The following is an 18,307-nucleotide window of genomic DNA, read 5'->3' on the forward strand; positions in this document are numbered from 1 at the left end:
CGGCACGGCACGTAGGCCGGCGCGAAGTTCGCCACGAAGGCAAAGCGCCGCGCGCCCGGGCAGTCGGCATCGGTCACGTTGGAGCCGGTCACCCAGCGCCAGTCGATGCCCTCGTCGCCCGCCTCCAGGGTGCTGGTGGGCAACTGGCTGAACAGCCGCGACCACACCCGCATGGCCCCGGTGGAGCCGTACAGCCCGGTCGGCTCGTTGTCGTCGTTGCCCACCCAGGCAACCGCCAGGTGGTCGCCGGTGTAACCGGCGAACCAGCTGTCACGGCTGTCGTTGCTGGTGCCGGTCTTGCCCGCCGGGGCAAGCCCGCCCAGGCCGTCGGCGACCAGCCGCCGGCCGGTGCCCGAGGACACCGCGTGCTGCAGCGCGATGGTGATCAGCCGGGCGGCGACCGCATCGTTGCCGTTCGCCGGCGCGGGGTCGTGGTCATAGCGGTTGAGCGCACGGCCATCGGCATCCAGCACCCCGCGCACTGCCCGCAGCGGCTGGATCTCGCCGCCGGAGGCGATGAACTGGTACAGCTGGGCCATCGCGTACGGGCTCTGGTCCATCGAACCCAGGATCAGCGAGGGGTTGGCCGGCGCCTTCAGCCCGGCCAGATCCCGCACCACCTTGGCGATGGCCGCCGGACCCACGTCCATGCCCACCCGCACCGTCGCCTGGTTGTAGGAATGCGCGAGCGCGTCGATCAGCCGCACCGTACCGTGGCTCTTGCCGTCGGAGTTGCCCGGACTCCAGACCTGCCCGTTGTCCAGGGTGATGCTGACCGCGCTGTCATCGACCCAGCTGGCCAGCGACCAGTGCCGCGGGTCGGCCAGCGCCATCAGGTACACGAAGGGTTTGAGCAGCGATCCGACCGGGCGCTGCGCGTCGAGCGCGCGGTTGAAGCCGTGCGCGGCCGGAGTGCCGCTGCCGACCACCGCCAGGATCTCGCCCTGGTGCACGTCGGTCAGCACCAGCGCGGCTTCCAGGGCCGGGCGCTTTTCGCTCTCCAGCGATTTCAGCGTGCCGGTCACCGCGCCCTCGGCGTAGGCCTGCGCGGACGGCGACATCGCGGTCATCACCGCCAGACCGGCGCCGGCCAGGGCATCGCTGGTGTAATCGCTGGCCAGCTGCCGGCGCACCACGTCGACATAGGCCGGGAAACGATTGGCACTCACCGTGCCGGGCCGCGCGGTGATCCCCAGCGGCGCCTGCAGCGCGCGCTGGTACTCGGCATCGCCGATCAGGCCGGTCTCGTGCATCTCGCCGAGGACGAAGTCGCGGCGGGACTGCGCCCGCTCCGGGTGCCGTCTCGGATCGTAGTAGGACGGCCCGCGGACCACGCCGATCAGCAGCGCGATGTGCTCGGTCTCCAGTTCGTCCAGGTCGCGGCCGAACCAAAACTCCGCCGCCGCGGAAACCCCGTGGATCGCCTGCGAACCGCGCTGGCCCCAATACACCTGGTTGAAATAGGCCTCCAGGATGACCTGCTTGTCGTAGCGCGCCTCGATCAGCAGCGCGTAGATCATTTCGTTGATCTTGCGGGTCCAGGTCTGCTCGCGGCCGATGCCCAGCAGGCCGCTGCGCGCCAGCTGCTGGGTCAGGGTACTGGCGCCCTGGCGCTTCTCGCCGGCCCTCAGGTTGACCCAGACCGCGCGCAGGATGCCGCTGACGTCGAGCCCATGGTGGTGGGCGAAGTCACGGTCCTCGACCGCCTGCAGGCTGGTGACCAGCAGCTCGGGGACTTCGTGCAGCTGCACCAGCCGGCGCTCTTCCTGTTTCTGTCCGTAGAGCGTGGCGATGCGCGCCGGGTCCAGCCGCGCGGAGGCGATCGCCTCGCCGCCGGCCTGGCGCAGGCGCGAGACCTGCCCCCCGCCCACGGTGAGCTCGATGGTGCGCGGCGCCGCCGGACCGCCGACGTCATGGAAGCCACGGCTGGCGATCTTCCACCGCCCGCCCTCGCGCAGGTAGGTCCCGGGCCGCACGCCATCGGCTTCCTGGTAGCCGGCGGCGTCGAGCTCGGTCTTCAGCGTGGCCGAGTCCATCGGCATGCCGGAGGCCAGCTCCAGCGGGCGGGCGTAGACCCGGGTCGGCAACTGCCAGCGCAACTGGTCGAAGCGCTCGCTGACCTCGTGGTTGAGGTACACCGTGTACGGCACCAGGAAGCCGAGCGCCAGGCCGGCGGCCGCCAGCAGCCAGGTGGCCACGCGGCGCGGCCAGGGCGACGGGACCCCGGGGTCCCGGGGACGGGGTTCGCGCTGGGTGTCGCGCTGGGTGTTCGGTCGGTTTCGCGCCACGGCATGGGACAATGACAGGGCCACGCCCTTGTGGCCCCGGAGTCTATCGCAGCCGCGGTGCCGCACCCCGGGGTCCCGGCGAGCGCGGCGGGCGGGGATTCATTCGTACCCTTCCGGGCGCCGCTGATGCGCCCCGGCCGCCTATCATGGCCGGCCCAATACCGGACCGTTCCCGGGTGCCGAGCTGATGCCGATTTCCGCGGCCGACCTGCGATTCCTGATCGACCGTGCGACCGGCCTGGCCTGGCGGGGGCTGTCCAGCCTGCGCAGCCGCGGCCTGCGCTCGACGCTGGAGCGGGTGGCACGCCAGCTGCGGCCGGTGCCGGTCGCCCGGCGGGCCCGCGCCTGGGTTCCGGAAGACGCCCCGTTCGCGCCCTTCGCCGTGCCGGCCAGCGAAACGCCGCGGGCCAGCATCGTGATCCCGGTGTTCAACCAGTCGGCCCACACCGTGCGCTGCCTGCGCGCGCTGGCCGCGCAACCGCCGGCAGCCGCGGTGGAGGTGATCGTGGTCGACGACGGCTCGTCCGACGACACCGTGGCGCTGTTGCGCCAGATCGATGGCCTGCGCCTGCACGTGCGCGAGGCCAACGGCGGCTTCATCGCCGCCTGCAACGACGGGCTGGCATCGGCGCGCGGCGAATACGTGGTCTTCCTCAACAACGACACGGTGCCGCAGCCGGGCTGGCTGGACGCCCTGCTGGCGACCTTCGACCAGGAGCCGGGGACCGGGATCGCCGGCTCGCGGCTGCTTTATCCCGACGGGCGGCTGCAGGAGGCCGGCGGGGTGGTCTACCGCGACGGCTCGGCGGACAAGCTCGGCCGGCTGCGCGGGCCGGCCCATCCGGCGTTCTCCTTCCTGCGCCGGGTCGACTACTGCTCCGGCGCCGCGATCGCCCTGCCCCGCGCGCTGATGCTGGAGCTCGGCGGCTTCGACACGCACTATGCACCGGCCTTCTACGAGGACACCGACCTGGCGATGAAGGTCCGCGCCCGCGGGCTGCAGGTGCTGTGCAACCCGTTCTCGGAGGTGCTGCACGTGGAGGGCGCCACCGCCGGCACCGATACCCGCCATGGGGTCAAGGCGCACCAGGTGGTGAACCAGGCGCGCTTCGCCACGCGCTGGGCGCGCGAACTGGAAGGCCACCCGGCGCCGGGCGCTCCGGAAGGCAGCCTCACCGACCGGCTCTACGGCCGCACCGTGCTGGTGGTCGACGCCCTCACCCCCCGCCCCGACCGCGACTCCGGCTCGCTGCGCCTGGTCAACCTGATGCGGCTGCTGCGCAGCGAGGGCGCGCACGTGGTGTTCGCCGCCGCCGACCGCGCCCATGACGGCGGCTACACCACCGCGCTGCAGCGGCTGGGGGTGGAGGCCTGGCATGCGCCGCAGATGGCCGGATGGCCGGCCTGGCTGCGCGAGCACGGCGCGCGCTTCGATGTCGCCCTGGTCGGGCGCCACTACGTCATGCGCGAAATGCTGCCACTGCTGCGCCGCCACGCCCCGCAGGCGAAGCTGGTGTTCGACAGCGTGGACCTGCACTACCTGCGCGAGCGGCGCGGCGCCGAGGTCAGCGGCGACACCGGGGCGCTGCGCGCGGCCGGACGCACCCGCGCACTGGAACTGGACGTGATCGACCGCAGCGACCTCACCCTGGTGGTGAGCGCGGTGGAACGCGAACTGCTGCGCACCGACGCCCCGGACGCCCGGGTCGAGGTGCTCTCCAACCTGCACGAGCCTGGCGGCCCGGGCCTGCCGCTGGCGCAGCGCCGCGACGTCATGTTCGTCGGCGGCTTCCGCCATCCACCGAACGTGGACGCGGTGCTGTGGTTCGTCGAGGAGGTCTGGCCGCGCGTGCTGGCGCGGCAGCCCGGCCTGCGCTTCCACTGCATCGGCGGCGACGTGCCGCAGCCGATCGCACGGCTGGGCGCGCGCCCCGGCGTCACCATCCACGGCCACGTGCCCGACCTGACGCCCTGGCTGGAAGGCTGCCGGGTCGCCGTCGCCCCGCTGCGCTACGGCGCCGGGGTCAAGGGCAAGGTCAACCAGCCGATGGCCCACGGGCTGCCGGTGGTGGCGACGAACTGCGCGGTCGAGGGCATGCACCTGGTCCCCGGCGTGGACGTGATGCTGGGCGGCGAGGCGGACGAATTCGCCGCGGCCGTGCTGCAGCTGGTGACCGACGATGCCCTGTGGCAGAGGCTGTCGGACAACGGACGGGAGAACGTGCACCGCCACTTCTCCGCCGATGCCGCGCGCGGCGTGATCCGCCAGCTCCTGGCCTGACCGCCTTACTCCCGCCGCGCCTCCTCCACTCCCGCCAGCCCCGAAAGCCTGCCCAGCAGCGTCGACAGCTGGCCGAAGTCCGACACCCGCAGCCGCATGCGAATCCGGACCCGGGCGCCGTTGCGCTGGTGGTCGCTGTTGATCGACAGCACGTTGGCGTTGGCCTGGGCGATCACGTTGGTGATCTCCTTCAGCAGCCACTTGCGGTCCACGGCGAGCACCTCGACGTCGGCCTCGTAGCCGCCGCGGGCGCTGCCCCACTCGACCTGCAGCACGCGTTCGGGATGCCGGGCGCCCAGCCGCTGCAGGGTCGCGCACGCGCTGCGGTGCACGGTCACTCCGCGCCCGCGGGTCAGGTAGCCGGCGATCGCGTCCCCGGGCACCGGCTGGCAGCAGCGGGCCATCTGCACCAGCAGGTTGTCCACGCCCTGCACGGTGAAGGCATCGGGACGGGCACGGCCGCTTCCTGCCGGCCTGGACACGTGGACCGTCGGGACCTTTTCGACCGGCGCATTGCGCGCCCGCTCGTGCTCGGCCAGCACCCGGCCGACCTGGTGCGGCCCGAGGTCGCCCAGCGCGACCAGCACGTGCAGGTCGCCCTCGCTGTCGAGATGGAAGCGCTCGCAGGCCGGGGCCAGGTCCGCGCCCAGCAGGCCCAGCCGGCGCAGCTCCTTGTCCAGCAGCTCCTTGCCCTCGGCCTCGTTGCGGGCGCGGTCGAGCTTGTGGAACCAGGCGCGGACCTTCTCCCGCGAGCGGCCGCTGGCGAGGAAGCCGTTGGCCTCCATCAGCCAGTCGCGTCGCGGTTCGGCGGTCTTGCCGGTCATGATCTCGACCCGGTCGCCGCTGTGCAGCCGGTGGTTGAGCGGCACGATGCGGCCGTCGACCTTGGCGCCGCGGCAGCGGTGGCCGACCTCGGTGTGCACGCGGTAGGCGAAGTCCAGCGGGGTGGCACCGGCCGGCAGGTCGATGACCTCGCCTTTCGGGGTCAGCACGTAGACCCGCTCCTCGGCCAGCTCCGCGCCCAGCTCGCCGGCCAGCGCCACCCCGTCGGCCTCGCCGCCGGGCTCCAGCAGCCGGCGCATCCAGGCGATCTTGCGTTCAAGGGCCGCGTCGATCCCGCCGCCTTCCTTGTACTTCCAGTGCGCGGCGACGCCCAGCTCGGCCTGGCGGTGCATGTCGCGGGTGCGGATCTGCACCTCCAGGGTCTTGCCCTCGGGCCCGACCACCGCGGTATGCAGCGAGCGGTACTCGTTGGGCTTGGGCCGGGCGATGTAGTCGTCGAACTCGCTGGGGATCGGCAGCCAGGTCGCGTGGACCACGCCCAGCGCGGCGTAGCAGGCGCCCACGTCGTCGACCAGGATGCGCACCGCGCGCAGGTCGTAGAGTTCGCTGATCGGCGCCTGCTTGCGCTGCATCTTCCGCCAGATGCTGTAGATGTGCTTGGGCCGGCCGGCCACGTCGGCGCGTATGCCGTGCGCGGCCATCGCCGCGTCCAGGGTGGTGACCACCTCGCGGATGTAGCGCTCGCGGTCGACCCGCTTCTCGTCCAGCAGCCGGGCGATCTGCTTGTAGGTGTCGGCGTGCAGGTAGCGGAAGGCCAGGTCCTCCAGCTGCCACTTGAGCTGCCAGATGCCCAGCCGGTTGGCCAGCGGCGCGTGGATGTCGCGGGTCAGCCGGGCCAGTGCCAGGCGCCGGTCTTCGGGCAGCCCCATTGCGTGCTGCATCCGCGCCAGCTGGCGCGCCAGCAGGATCGGCACCACCCGCAGGTCGCGCACGATCGCCAGCAGCAGCCGGCGCAGGCCCTCGCTGCCGGCGCCGTGCTGGTGCTCCCCGCGCTCGGCATGCAGCGCCCACACCTGGGAGGCCGCGCGCTGGCCTTCCAGCAGGCCGGCCAGGCGCGGGTGCCCGGCCTCGAAGCCCGGCCCCAGGGCGTCCAGCACCCGCGGCCAGGTATGCAGCAGCGCCGCAGCCAGGGTGTCGCCGTCGGCGTCCAGCACCTGGAGCGCCTGCAGCATCGCTTCCACCACCTGCGGCGGGTCGCGTGCGTCGTCGCCGGCGCCGGGGGCGGCCAGTGCCTCGCGCATGCGGTCCAGCAGCCCGGCGGGCACGGCGGTCGCGGGAAGGCGTTCCAGGACGCCGGCGGGGTCGGGGGCAGGGGCGCTCATGGCGAGCCGGGCGGGTGTACCGGGAGGCGGGACTGTGTGTCTACACTAGCCGTCCACCGCCTGCAGGAACAGTTCGATGCGCATGTCCACACCCCTCCTGTCCCACCTGCGCCTGCCACTCCTCGCCGCCGCCCTGGCGGCCGCGCTCCCGGCAGCGGCCCAGTCGCCCGATGCGCCCATCGAGCGGCGGATGAGCGCGGAGGAGTTCATGGCGGCCGGCCTGCACAAGCTGGAGCCGGCCGAACTGGCAAGGCTGAACGAATGGCTCGGACAGACCGTCCAGGCGGAGTCCCGCCGGACCGCCGAGCGCACCGAGGCGCGCGTGGTCGAGGAGCGCCGCGGCTTCCTTTCCGCGCGTGACGGCGAACGCGTCGATGCGCGGCTGAGCGGCCGCTTCGAAGGCTTCGGCAATGGCCGCAGCTTCCGCCTGGACAACGGGCAGGTGTGGCGCCAGATCGACAGCACCACGCTGGCCGGGGTGAGCCTGGATGCACCGCAGGTGACCATCGCCCCGGGCATGTTCGGGGCCTGGTACATGCGGGTGGAGGGCTACAACACCCGGGCGAAGGTCGAGCGGGTGGAATAAAGCCTATTGCAGGCGCGCCAGGCGCGTGGCCAGCTTCTTGGGGGAGATGCCGCGCGCGCCCAGTTCCTGGGCGAACAGCGACACCCGCAGTTCTTCCAGGTCCCAGCGCAGGGCCTGCCACTCCGGGTCTCCGGCCTCGCCGCGCGCGGCGGCCGCGTCCAGGGCATCGACGAAGGGCTTGAGCTCGAGCATCCGCGCCTGGTCGCGCGTGGGATCGCGCAGGGCGCGCTCACCGCGCAGGGCGAGCGCCTTCAGGTAGCGCGGGTATTCGGTCAGCACCGGACCGGGGACCCCGCGCAGGAAGCCGGCCGGCACCAGGGACGCCAGGTGGGCACGCATGTCATCGAGGTTGCCGCTGGCCCAGCCCATCAGCGGCGACTCCAGCTTCCTCCTGGCCTCGGCGACCGCCTCAAGGATGGCTTCGGCCTGTTGCAGCCGGGTCATCGCCTCGGGGAACAGCTGGCGCCCCAGTGACTCGCCCAGGGTGTCGAAGCCCGCCGGGTCGCGGACCTGGCGCACTGCATCGGCGTGCTGCCCGAGCAGCGCCTCGAAGGCGCCGTCGACCAGGTCGGCGCGCAGCTGGTCGCCCTCGCGGCGCAGTTCCGGCGGGGCGGTGGACTCGATCGCGGCGTAGAGCAGGCCGGTCTTCGGCTTGACCGGCAACTGCCGGCGCGCCTGCCGCAGGCGGTCGGCCAGCGCCAGCTGCAGCAGGCGGCGCACGCCGCGCGGATGCTGGCGTTCGGCCAGCTGGCGGTCGGCGTGGACCTGCAGCGAAACGCTGTCGCCATCGTCGTGCAGGGCGGGCCAGGCCGGCACCCCGGCCGCGCCGGGCACGCGCTCGGGAATCGCCTCGTCGGGGAAGCGGGTCAGGCCGCGGCGGCCCAGGCCCTCGGCCGCGCGGGCGGCGAAGGCCTTCGCGGCGCGCTCCCCGAAACGCGCCCGCAGCTCACCCGGGTCGCGCGACTCGGCCAGCACGCTGCGGCCATCGCGGTCCAGCAGCCGGACGTTGGTGCGCAGGTGCGGCTCCAGCGCGGCCTGGTCGAAGTCGGTCGGAGCGAGTTCCGCGCCGGTCAGCCTGCCCAGGAACCGCGCCAGCGTGCCGGTGAATGCATCGGGCTCGTCGAGGCCGGGGTGGGCCTCGGTGAAGGCGCGGGCGAAGTCCGGCGCGGGCACGAAGTTGCGCCGCTGCGCCTTGGGCAGCGACCGGATCAGCGCCGCGGCCTTGTCGGCCACGAAGCCCGGCGCCAGCCAGCCCAGCCGCACCTCGTCGAGCGCATTGAGCAGGTGCAGCGGCACGACCACGGTCATGCCGTCGTCCGGCGCCCCCGGATCGAAGCGGTACTTCACCTCCAGGCGCGCATCGCCGAGGGCGATCACCGGCGGGAAGCGGTCGGCGTCGGTGCCGTCGCCGACCAGCAGGTCGTCCAGGCTCCACTCCAGCGCGGCCCGCTCCTTCGCCGGCAGCTTGCCGTACCAGGCATCCAGCGCATGGGTGTTGTGGACGTGCGCGGGCAGCCGGTCGAGGTACCAGCGCGTCATCCAGTCCTCGTCGACCACGATGCCGGCGCGGCGCTGCTTGGCCTCTTCCTCCCGCGCCTGCTCCAGCACCTCGAGGTTGCGTGCCAGGAACGCGCTGCGGGTGTTGATCTCGCCGGTGACCAGCGCGTCGCGGGCGAAGATCGCCCGGCTCTCCTCCGGGAACATCGCCCCGTAATGCACCGGGCGCTTCGGCGCCAGCACCAGCCCGAACAGGCTGACCTGTTCGCTGCCCAGCACCCGGCCCTGCGAGCGCGACCAGCGCGGGTCGAACTGGCGCCGGGCGAGCAGGTGGCCGAGCTCGTCGATCGCCCACTGCGGCTCGATCGAGGCGTTGGTCATCGCCCAGACCTTCTCGGTGTCCAGCAGGGTGGCCGAGAGCACCCACGGCGGCGGCTTGCGGATCAGCCAGGAGCCCGGGAACAGGCCGAAGCGGCGCCCTCGCGGGCCTTCGTACTCGGCGGGCGTGCGGCGCTCGCCGGGCTTTCGGGGGCCGGGGGATGGCTTGCCGGCGGGCGGGATGCGGTGGCCGACCTGGGTGGGCAGGCCGGTGAGGATTGCGCGGTGGAGGGTGGCGTATTCGGGGGCAGTGAGGCGGACGCTTTCGGCGTCGCCGGTGGGGGTGGCCTCAGTCGCGGGTGGCTTGCGGTCGACGGCGACGTCCCTGGAGCCCCGCTTTCGCGGGGGTGACGTTGCGGACCAGCCCAGTTCCTGTACCAGCAGCTTCAACTGGCGGTGCAGCTCGCGCCATTCGCGCATGCGCAGGAAGCCGAGGAAGTTCTTCTCGCACCACTTGCGCAGCTGCGACTGGGTCAACTCCTCGTGGGCGTCCTGGTAGGCCTGCCACAGCTTGAGAATGCCGACGAACTCCGAGCTGTAGTCGACGAACTGGGCATGGGCGTTGTCGGCCGCAGCGCGCTGCTCCGGCGGGCGCTCGCGCGGGTCCTGGATGCCCAGGAAGGACGCGATCGCCAGCATCTCGCGCAGGCAGGCCTTGTCGTTGGCGGCCACCAGCATCCGACCCAGCTTCACGTCCACCGGCAGGCGCGCCATCAGCTTGCCGGTCGCGGTCAGCGGGCGCGTACCGTCGCGCGATTCACCGATCGCGCCGAGCTCCGCCAGCTCCTGCCAGCCGTCGGCGACCGCGCGCGGCTCCGGCGGCTCCAGGAACGGGAAGCGGTCGATCTCGCCCAGGCCCAGCGAAAGCATCCGCAGGATCACCCCGGCCAGCGCAGCGCGGCGGATCTCCGGATCGGTGAACTCCGGGCGCGAATCGAAGTCGGCCTCGCCGTAGAGCCGGTAGCAGGTGCCCGGGGCGATGCGCCCGCAGCGGCCGGCGCGCTGGTTGGCGCTCGCCTGGCTGACCGCCTCGATGTGCAGCCGGTCGAGCTTGCCGCGGGCGCTGTAGCGCTTGACCCGGGCCAGTCCGGGGTCGACAACGTACAGGATCCGCGGCACCGTCAGCGAGGTCTCGGCGACGTTGGTCGCCAGCACGATGCGCCGCTGCGGGCCGGGGTTGAACACCCGGTCCTGCTCGCGGACCGACAGCCGCGCGTACAGCGGCAGCACCTCGGTGTGGCGGTACTTGCGGCGCTCCAGGGCCTGGTGGGCATCGCGGATCTCGCGCTCGCCGGGCAGGAACACCAGCACGTCCCCGCGCGGGTCCTCGCGGGTGATCTCGTCGCAGGCGGCGACGATGCCGTCGGTGACGGTGCGCTCGCCCTCCCGGTCGCCCTCGCCCTCCAGCGGCCGGTAGCGGACCTCCACCGGATAGCCGCGGCCTTCCACCTGCACCACCGGGGCATCACCGAAGTGGGCGGAAAAGCGCGCGGTATCGATGGTCGCCGAAGTGACGATCACCTTCAGGTCGCGGCGCCTGGCCAGCAGCTGCTTGAGGTAGCCGAGCAGGAAGTCGATGTTGAGGCTGCGCTCGTGGGCCTCGTCGATCAGGATCGTGTCGTAGCGCGAGAGCCAGCGGTCGGAGGCGATCTCGGCCAGCAGGATGCCGTCGGTCATGAACTTGATCGCGGTGTCCTCGCCGACGTTGTCGGTGAAGCGCACCTGGTAGCCGACCGCGCCGCCCATCGGGACCTGCAGCTCCTCGGCCACGCGGCGGGCGACCGCGCGCGCGGCGATCCGCCGTGGCTGGGTGCAGCCGATCATCCCCGCCGCCCCGCGGCCGGCGGCCAGGCACAGCTTGGGGATCTGGGTGGTCTTGCCCGAGCCGGTCTCGCCGGCGATCACCACGACCTGGTGGTCACGGATCAGCCCGACGATGCGGTCGGCCTCGGCGGCGATCGGCAGGCCGGGGTCGACCGGCGCCTGCGGCAGCTTCGCCGCGCGCGCCTCCCGCCGGCCAGCGGACTCCAGGACGGCCTGCTCGAAGCGTTCGCGCCGCTCCGCGTCCTCGGGCTCCTCGCGCCAGCGCGACCACAGGCCCATCAGGCGCCCACGGTCCCGGCTCAGTGCGGTGTCGATCGCCTCGCGGCCGCGCGCCAGCGGCGGCGGCACGGGTCCGCCGCCGCGGCCGCGGCGTCGTGACGAAGGCTTGTCATGGCGATGGGTAGGTTGCATTGCTGGCAATTGTCGCCGCTGACGACTCAGGAGTACTCACGACATGGCAACCGCGAAGAAGACCCGCAGCACCACCAAGACCGCGAAGACCACAAGGGGCGCCCGCGGATCGGCCGGTACCCGGACCCGTCCGGCCGCCTCGCCAGGGAACGACTCGCGTGCACCGCAACTGGATATCGGGATCGAGGACGGCGACCGCAAGGAGATCTCCACCGGGTTGTCCGCCTTCCTGGCCGATGCGTACACGCTCTACCTGAAGACCCACAACTTCCACTGGAACGTCACCGGGCCCATGTTCAACGCCCTGCACGTGATGTTCGAGGACCAGTACACCGAACAGTGGCAGGCCCTGGACGACATCGCCGAACGCATTCGCGCCCTGGGCTACAACGCGCCGGGTTCCTATCAGGAGTTCACCGCGCTGACCTCGATCGAGGAGGAAACCGGGCTGGACCGGGCACCGGAGTGGAAGGAAATGGTCGCCCAGCTGGTGCAGGGCAACGAAGCGGTGTGCCGGACCGCGCGGCGCGTGCTGCGCACGGCCGACGACGCCGGGGACGACCCGACGGTCGACCTGCTGACCCAGCGCCTGCAGACGCATGAGAAGTACGCCTGGATGCTGCGTTCGCTGCTGCAGTAACAGGCTTTTCCCACCCCGCCGAAGGCAGTTCCGGCCGGCCCGCCCCCGGGCCGGCTGGTACCCTATGCGGCATGCAACAGGCTGCGCTGGAACTGCTCCGCACCACCTTCGGACACGAAGGCTTCCGTGGCGAGCAGGCGGACATCGTCGACTGCGTGGCCCGGGGCGACGACGCGCTGGTGCTCATGCCCACCGGCGGCGGCAAGTCGCTTTGCTACCAGCTCCCCGCCCTGCTGCGCGAGGGCTGCGCGATCGTGGTCTCGCCGCTGATCGCGCTGATGCAGGACCAGGTCGAGGGCCTGCGCCAGCTCGGCGTCAAGGCGGCCTTCCTGAACTCCACGCTGGATGCCGCCGGGGCCGCTTCGGTGGAGCGCGATTTCCTGGATGGCACGCTGGACCTGCTCTACGTCGCGCCCGAACGGCTGCTGACGCCCCGCTTCCTGTCGCTGCTCGACCGCGCCCACGGCGGCCCCGGCGTCGCCCTGTTCGCCATCGACGAGGCGCACTGCGTTTCCCAGTGGGGCCATGACTTCCGCCCGGAATACCGCCAGCTGACGGTCCTGCACGAGCGCTGGCCGGACATTCCGCGCATCGCCCTGACCGCCACCGCCGACGCCCCGACCCGCGAGGAGATCGCCGAGCGGCTGGCGCTGCAGGACGCGCGGCGCTTCACCAGTTCCTTCGACCGGCCCAACATCCGCTACACCGTGGTGCAGAAGGACGGCGGCGGCACCCGCGCCCTGCTGGACTTCCTCGCCCGCCACCGCGGGCAGAGCGGCATCGTCTACGCGTTCTCGCGGCGCCGGGTGGAATCGGTCGCCGAGCAGCTGCAGCAGGCGGGCATCGACGCCCTGCCCTACCACGCCGGCATGGACGCGCAGACCCGCGCCGAGCACCAGCGCCGTTTCCTGCAGGGCGATGGCGTGGTGGTGGTGGCGACGATCGCCTTCGGCATGGGCATCGACAAGCCGGACGTGCGCTTCGTCGCCCATGTCGACCTGCCCAAGTCGATCGAAGGCTACTACCAGGAGACCGGCCGCGCCGGCCGCGACGGGATGCCGGCGGTGGCCTGGCTCAGCTACGGCCTGGGCGACGTGGTCAACCTGCGCATGCTGATCAACCAGGGCGAGGCCGGCGACGAGCGCAAACGGCTGGAGCTGCGCAAGCTCGACGCCCTGCTCGGCTTCTGCGAGTCCACCGGCTGCCGCCGCCAGGCCCTGCTGGGCTGGTTCGGCGAGGAGCACGCCGGCGCCTGCGGCAACTGCGACAACTGCCTCAGCCCGCCCGAATGCTGGGACGGCACCGAGGCCGCGCGCATGGCCCTGAGCTGCGTGTACCGGACCGGCCAGCGCTTCGGCGCCGGACACGTGATCGACGTGCTGCGCGGCACTCCGACCGACAAGGCAACCCAGCACGGCCACGAGCGCCTGAGCACCTGGGGCATCGGCGCGGAGCTCACGGCACGGCAGTGGAGCAGCGTGTTCCGCCAGCTGGTCGCGCTCGGCCTGCTGGAGGCCGACCACGAACGCCACGGCGCCCTGCGCCTGACCCAGGCCGCCGGCCCGGTCCTGCGCGGCGAGCGCGAACTGACCTTCCGCAAGGACGCCGCGCGCCCCCCGCGCGCCACCCGCCAGCGCGCGTCCGTGGACGCCTCGCTGGAGGACCTGTCGCTGGAGGAGCGCCAGCGCTTCGAGGCGCTGCGCCGCTGGCGCGCCGGAGCCGCCCGCGAGCAGAACGTGCCCGCCTACGTGATCTTCCATGACGCCACCCTGCGGGCGATCGCCGAGGCCGCGCCGGACGACCTGGACGCACTGGGGCAGGTACCGGGAATCGGTGCTGTGAAGCTCGAGCGCTACGGCGAGGACGTGCTGCAGCAGTTGCTGGACTGCGAGGCGGCGTAAGCGCGCGCAGGCCGTGGCTGGTGGGCCGTGATGGATTCGAACCATCGACCAGCGGATTAAAAGTCCGATGCTCTACCGACTGAGCTAACGGCCCGTTTGAGCCGGCAATTGTGCCACGAACCCGGGTCCGGCCGACATTCCCGTTGCCTCGCCGGGCCGCTCCCCGCCCGCCACGGCAGGCATGCCCGGCGCGCAGTACCCTTGCCCGATGACCAGCCAGACACTCGCAACCGCCGTGCTCCTTGCCGTCCTGGCGGGGGCCTATGGCCTCGGGGTAGCCCGGCTCTGGCGTCGCGCCGGAATCGGGGTGGCGATCAGTCCGCTGCAGGTGTTCGCCTTCGCCGCGGGGCTGCTGGCGCTGCTCGCCGCGTTCGCCTGGCCGCTGGCCGGCCTCGAGCACTGGTCGCTCGCGGCCTTCGTTACCCGGCACCTGCTGCTGCTTTCGCTGGCGCCGGCCCTGGTGCTGGCCGGCCGGCCCGGGGCGGCCCTGGCGCATGTCGTCCCGACCGGGTTGTCATCGCGACTGCACCGGCGCACTGGACGGGTATGGGGCATCGTGGTCGAGGGGCTGGGCGTGGCGGCGGCAGCACACGTCGCCGTGCTGCTGGCCTGGCACCTGCCGGATGCGGTGGACACCGCGTTGCGTGATCCGGCGGTCCACACGACGCTCCACATCAGCTTGCTGGTGGCCGGGTTCTGGTTCTGGGCCGCGGTGCTGCACCGGATGCGCGAGCCGTCCAGGTCCAACCAGCCCGCGGTGGTCGCCGTGGTGGCGGTGGCGATCGTCCTCGCGCTGGCGGGCATGCTGCTCCCGCTCGCGGATGGCACGGCCTACGCACTGCACGCCATCCGCAGCCCGGAAGCCGGGCTGGATGCCGCCGCCGACCATCACCTGGCGCGCATGGCATTCCGCGCCGCGGCGGTCGTGCCCTACCTCGCCAGCCTGTTCTGGCTGCTGGAACGAAGGAGCCCCGCGCGTTTGCCATGAGCGGCGGCGACGCCACACGGCCGTGACCCGGTGACCACGCGACGGCGGTGACAGTGTGCATCCCCCGCTTGCGTGGAGCGCGCGACATGCATCCCAGGACCATCGTCATCACGGGCGCCTCGAGCGGCTTCGGCCGCGGCCTGGCACAACGGCTGGCCGAACGCGGCGACAACCTGGTGCTGGTGGCCCGGCGCAAGGCGCTGGTCGAGGACATGGCCGCGGAGCACCGCAACGCCATCGCGGTCCACGCCGATGTCGGCAACCCCGACGAGGTGGAGAAGGTCGCCGCCGCCGCGCTGGCCCGCTTCCCGCGGATCGACGCCTGGGTGAACAACGCCGGCGTCGCCGCACTGGGGCGCTTCGAGGACGTGCCGCTGCGCGACCACCAGCAGGTGCTGCGCACCAACTTGGGCGGCGCACTCAACGGCAGCCACGTGGCGATGCGGCACTTCCGCCGCATGGGCTCGGGGACGCTGGTCAACGTCGCCTCGATGCTGGGCCGCACCCCGGCGCCGTATTACGCCAGCTACTGCGCCAGCAAGTACGGCATCGTCGGGCTGTGCGCCTCGCTGCGGCAGGAGCTGGCGCTGGACCGCGCGGAGCGCATCCGGGTCTGCGCGGTGCTGCCGATGGCCGCCGACACCCCCTTCTACGAGCACGCCGCCAACTACACCGGACGCAGCCTGCAGCCGTTCCCGATCACCGACCCCTGGCAGGTCGTCGAGGCCCTGGTCGATGCGGTGGACAACCCGCGCGACGAGATCGTGGTCGGTCTGCCGGCGAAGGCGGCAATGGCCAGCCAGCAGTTCATGCCATGGCTGACCGAGGGCGCGACGGCCGCGGTCTCGCAGCAGTTGCAGATGGAGGACGCCCCGCCCGCCGACCCGACCGGCGGGAACCTGCATTCACCGCTGCAGGCGGGTACCGGAGTGGAGGGACAGGCCCGGGCGAGGATGGCGGCGGAGCGACGGGTCAGGCGCAGCTGACCCGCTCAGGCGTAGCGGGTCGTATCCACCGCGCCTGCGCCCTCGAAACCCTGTGCCCGCAGCCGGCAGGCGTCGCAGCCGCCGCAGGCACGGCCTTCCGCGTCGGCCTGGTAGCACGAGACCGTGTGCGAGAAGTCCACGCCCAGACGCAGCCCCTCGCTGACGATCGCGTCCTTGCCCAGGTGCTGCAGCGGTGCGTGGATCCGGATCCCCGCGCCTTCGACACCCGCCTTCGTGGCGAGGTTGGCCAGGCGCTCGAAGGCCTCGATGAACTCGGGGCGGCAGTCGGGATAGCCGGAGTAATCCACCGCGTTGACACCACAGAAGATGTCCGCCGCCCCCAGCACTTCCGCCCAGCCCAGCGCGACCGACAACATGATGGTGTTGCGGGCCGGGACGTAGGTGACCGGGATCGGGTCGACCGCGGCCGCCTCGCCGGTCGGCACCTCGATGTCGGCGGTCAGCGCCGAGCCGCCGATGCTGCGCAGGTCCACGTCCACCACCTTGTGCCCGGCGGCGCCAAGCGCCTGCGCCACCCGCCGGGCGGCATCCAGCTCGGAGGTATGGCGCTGGCCGTAGCGCACGCTCAGAGCATGGCACCGGAATCCCTGCTCGCGGGCCATGGCGAGCACCACGGCGGAGTCCATGCCTCCGGAAAGGAGTACGACGGCGTTCTTGCTGGACATCTGTCTGTTCCCGTTACGTGTCAGGCTGCGGCAGGCCGGTCAGCGCCCCGGCTCGTCGTTCCATAGCAGCTTGTGCAGCTGCACCTGGAAACGCACCGGCAGGCGATCGGCGACGATCCAGTCGGCCAACGCGGTGGCATCGACCTGGCCGAAGCTGGGCGAGAAGAGCACCTCGCAGGTGTCGGCCAGGCGGTGCTCCGCGAGCACCCCGCGCGCCCATTCGTAATCCTCGCGGGAGCAGACCACGAACTTCACCTGGTCATGCGCGGTGAGCTTGCCGAGGTTGTCCCACAGGTTCCGCCCCACCTCGCCGGAGCCGGGCGTCTTGATGTCCAGCACGCGCGAGACCCGGGTGTCGACCACCCCGATGTCCATCGCACCCGAGGTCTCCAGCGACACCTCGTAGCCGGCATCGCACAGGCGGCGCAGCAGCTCCGGGCAACGCTTCTGCGCCAGCGGTTCGCCACCGGTGACACAGACGTGGCGCACCCCGTGGCCGGCGACCTCGGCCAGGATGCCGTCGTAGTCCCACCAGTCACCGCCGTGAAAGGCGTAGGCGGTATCGCAGTACGTGCAGCGCAGCGGGCAGCCGGTCAGGCGCACGAAGACCGTCGGCCAGCCGATGCTGCGTGATTCGCCCTGCAGCGACAGGAAAATCTCGGTCAGCCGCAGGCGCTCGGGCGAGGCCGCGGCCGCCGAGTGGTCGAGTACGTTCATGCCGGCAATTCTACCGCCCCGGCGGCGGGCCACCATGTACCGCGCATTACGACCAGGGCGCAATGCGCCTCCTGTCGCGCCGGACCTTCAAAGCCGGGTCAATTCAACCGGCCAAGCCGGATCGCGCCAAGGCGGTCTTCCGCGATCCGCGCCGCGTCGGTGCCTGGATAGCGGCTGGACACCTCGGCCAGCGTGCGTTCGGCTTCATCGACCTGCTGCAGGCCCTGCTGCGACAGGCCGACCTTCAGCAGCGCGCCGGGCGCCTTGTCGTGGGTCGGGAAACGCTCCAGCAGCTGGCGGAACTGCTCCAGCGCGAGCTTGTAGTTCTGGGTGACGTAGTAGCTCTCGCCCAGCCAGTACAGGGCGTTGGGCGCCCATGCACCGCCCGGGTAGTAGCCCAGGAATGAATTGAACAGGCGCGCGGACTCGTCGTAACGGCCGGCACGCAGTGCCGCGAAGGCCTGGTCGTAGGACTCGCGCTCGCCCTCCAGGGCATCCATCGCACCCGGATCGCCATGCACGACGGGGCCCGTCTCGGCCGCACCCGCGGTGCTGCGGGCCTGCGCCGCAGGCGCCGCCGACCCGGTGTCGCCCGGCACGTCGCCGAGCTCGAGCACCTCGTCGGAACCCGTTGCATCCACCGGGGCGCCGCCGCCTTCCAGCCGGTTGAGCCGGCCGTCCAGGTCCAGGTACTGCACCCGGGCCGCCTCGCGGGCCTGCTGCTGCTCGTGGGTGAGCTCCTCGACCTGTGCCCGCAGTGCGACCACCTCGTCCTTGAGCATGTTCACCTGCCGCAGCAGGTCCATGGTCGCCTGGTTGTTGCCGGCCTGCTGCTCGAGCAGGGCGACCCGCTCGGCCAGGCTCGTGCGTTGCGCCGAAGCGGGCGCGGCGGCCACACGGGCCGCCGCGACCACCACCGGTGCCACGATCATCGCTCGAAAGGACTTGCGCATCACCGG

Annotated in this window: 10 protein-coding genes, 1 tRNA gene and 2 pseudogenes; 6 read left to right on the forward strand and 7 right to left on the reverse strand. The window is 72.1% G+C overall.

Annotated features, from left to right (window positions below):
- Positions 1-2: 2 nt before the first annotated feature.
- A pseudogene (gene mrcB, locus LY625_RS00500) lies at positions 3-2,198 on the reverse strand (penicillin-binding protein 1B); the annotation flags it as partial.
- A gap of 277 nt (positions 2,199-2,475) precedes the next feature.
- On the opposite strand from mrcB, the gene LY625_RS00505 reads away from it, so the two are divergent.
- Entirely contained in the window at positions 2,476-4,569 is a 2,094-nt protein-coding gene (locus tag LY625_RS00505) for a glycosyltransferase (protein WP_233737051.1), read from the forward strand.
- Positions 4,570-4,574: 5 nt separating this feature from the next.
- Here LY625_RS00505 and LY625_RS00510 read toward each other — a convergent pair whose 3' ends face one another.
- Positions 4,575-6,734, reverse strand: a complete 2,160-nt coding sequence (locus tag LY625_RS00510; protein WP_233737052.1) for a bifunctional (p)ppGpp synthetase/guanosine-3',5'-bis(diphosphate) 3'-pyrophosphohydrolase — start codon at positions 6,732-6,734, stop codon at positions 4,575-4,577.
- A gap of 82 nt (positions 6,735-6,816) precedes the next feature.
- Between LY625_RS00510 and LY625_RS00515 the strand changes: the two genes are divergently transcribed.
- Entirely contained in the window at positions 6,817-7,320 is a 504-nt protein-coding gene (locus LY625_RS00515; protein ID WP_233737053.1) for a hypothetical protein, read from the forward strand.
- Between the two features lie 3 nt (positions 7,321-7,323).
- Here the strand turns inward: LY625_RS00515 and hrpA are convergent, their stop codons facing one another.
- Positions 7,324-11,430: an ATP-dependent RNA helicase HrpA gene (gene hrpA, locus LY625_RS00520; RefSeq protein ID WP_255703216.1), complete on the reverse strand. Its 4,107-nt coding sequence runs from the start codon at positions 11,428-11,430 to the stop codon at positions 7,324-7,326.
- A gap of 160 nt (positions 11,431-11,590) precedes the next feature.
- Between hrpA and LY625_RS00525 the strand changes: the two are divergent.
- A pseudogene (locus LY625_RS00525) lies at positions 11,591-12,070 on the forward strand (Dps family protein); the annotation flags it as partial.
- Positions 12,071-12,141: 71 nt separating this feature from the next.
- Positions 12,142-13,971 (forward strand): DNA helicase RecQ, encoded by a 1,830-nt coding sequence (gene recQ / locus LY625_RS00530; protein WP_233737055.1) that lies wholly within the window; start codon positions 12,142-12,144, stop codon positions 13,969-13,971.
- An 18-nt stretch (positions 13,972-13,989) separates the two neighbouring features.
- Here the strand turns inward: recQ and LY625_RS00535 are convergent.
- Positions 13,990-14,065, reverse strand: a tRNA-Lys gene (locus tag LY625_RS00535).
- Between the two features lie 114 nt (positions 14,066-14,179).
- Here LY625_RS00535 and LY625_RS00540 point away from each other — a divergent pair.
- Entirely contained in the window at positions 14,180-14,959 is a 780-nt protein-coding gene (locus LY625_RS00540; protein WP_255703217.1) for a cytochrome c oxidase assembly protein, read from the forward strand.
- Positions 14,960-15,045: 86 nt separating this feature from the next.
- Positions 15,046-15,945 (forward strand): SDR family NAD(P)-dependent oxidoreductase, encoded by a 900-nt coding sequence (locus LY625_RS00545; protein WP_233737057.1) that lies wholly within the window; start codon positions 15,046-15,048, stop codon positions 15,943-15,945.
- Positions 15,946-15,950: 5 nt separating this feature from the next.
- On the opposite strand, the gene queC is transcribed toward LY625_RS00545, so the two are convergent.
- The 3 genes from queC to ybgF form a co-directional block, all read right to left on the reverse strand.
- The gene (queC, locus tag LY625_RS00550; protein ID WP_233737058.1) at positions 15,951-16,631 is read right to left on the reverse strand and encodes a 7-cyano-7-deazaguanine synthase QueC; all 681 of its coding nucleotides are present in this window, start codon (positions 16,629-16,631) and stop codon (positions 15,951-15,953) included.
- A 39-nt stretch (positions 16,632-16,670) separates the two neighbouring features.
- A complete protein-coding gene (gene queE, locus LY625_RS00555) occupies positions 16,671-17,348 on the reverse strand; it encodes a 7-carboxy-7-deazaguanine synthase QueE (RefSeq protein WP_233737059.1) in 678 nt (225 codons plus the stop codon).
- Positions 17,349-17,446: 98 nt separating this feature from the next.
- On the reverse strand, positions 17,447-18,301 hold the full coding sequence (gene ybgF, locus LY625_RS00560) for a tol-pal system protein YbgF (protein WP_233737060.1): 855 nt from the start codon (positions 18,299-18,301) through the stop codon (positions 17,447-17,449).
- Positions 18,302-18,307: the final 6 nt, after the last annotated feature.

The sequence above is a fragment of the Lysobacter sp. GX 14042 genome, from assembly GCF_021390425.1.
Classification (GTDB): Bacteria; Pseudomonadota; Gammaproteobacteria; order Xanthomonadales; family Xanthomonadaceae; genus Novilysobacter.

What these genes read in the sequence shown, in the direction of transcription:
- recQ (WP_233737055.1), top strand. Translation starts at nt 12,142, where the DNA reads ATGCAACAGGCTGCGCTGGAACTGCTCCGCACCACCTTCGGACACGAA.
- queC (WP_233737058.1), bottom strand. Translation starts at nt 16,631, where the DNA reads ATGTCCAGCAAGAACGCCGTCGTACTCCTTTCCGGAGGCATGGACTCC.
- ybgF (WP_233737060.1), bottom strand. Translation starts at nt 18,301, where the DNA reads ATGCGCAAGTCCTTTCGAGCGATGATCGTGGCACCGGTGGTGGTCGCG.
- hrpA (WP_255703216.1), bottom strand. Translation starts at nt 11,430, where the DNA reads ATGCAACCTACCCATCGCCATGACAAGCCTTCGTCACGACGCCGCGGC.
- LY625_RS00515 (WP_233737053.1), top strand. Translation starts at nt 6,817, where the DNA reads ATGTCCACACCCCTCCTGTCCCACCTGCGCCTGCCACTCCTCGCCGCC.
- queE (WP_233737059.1), bottom strand. Translation starts at nt 17,348, where the DNA reads ATGAACGTACTCGACCACTCGGCGGCCGCGGCCTCGCCCGAGCGCCTG.
- LY625_RS00540 (WP_255703217.1), top strand. Translation starts at nt 14,180, where the DNA reads ATGACCAGCCAGACACTCGCAACCGCCGTGCTCCTTGCCGTCCTGGCG.
- LY625_RS00545 (WP_233737057.1), top strand. Translation starts at nt 15,046, where the DNA reads ATGCATCCCAGGACCATCGTCATCACGGGCGCCTCGAGCGGCTTCGGC.
- LY625_RS00505 (WP_233737051.1), top strand. Translation starts at nt 2,476, where the DNA reads ATGCCGATTTCCGCGGCCGACCTGCGATTCCTGATCGACCGTGCGACC.
- LY625_RS00510 (WP_233737052.1), bottom strand. Translation starts at nt 6,734, where the DNA reads ATGAGCGCCCCTGCCCCCGACCCCGCCGGCGTCCTGGAACGCCTTCCC.